The 420-nt window shown below is 63.6% G+C and carries 1 pseudogene; it reads left to right on the plus strand.

Annotated features, from left to right (window positions below):
• Positions 1 to 420: pseudogene (locus AC1D1J_RS22605) on the plus strand (hypothetical protein); the annotation flags it as partial.

Here is a 420-nt window from a genome sequence, read left to right on the forward strand (position 1 = left end):
CGGCACGATCGGCACGATCGACAGCGTCACCTTCACGGTTCCAGGCGCCAACGTAGGCGACAGCAGCGTGATCGCCGGTGTCGGCGGCGACCTCACCGCAGGTGCAGTGACAGTGCGCGTTTATGGCAACGGCGGCAACATCAGCCTCAACTCAAACACCACCGGCCCACTGACGACCGGCACCGCCGGTGAAGTGATCCCATGGAGCCAGATCAACGTGGCCGGTGCTGCACTGGGCGCCACAACTTCCGGCTTTACCAATGCGGCCATTACCCACCCAGCATTCAACCTGGGCGCAAGCGGCGGAGCCGGTACCGCCACCACGTTGACCGCTACCAACAAGCTTGTCCGCGTCGAAGGCAAGTGGACCTACACCTACCTCAATGCAACCTTGCCAGCAGCCGGTACCTACGGCGGCAC

It is taken from the genome of Polaromonas sp. P1_F8 (assembly GCF_056405635.1).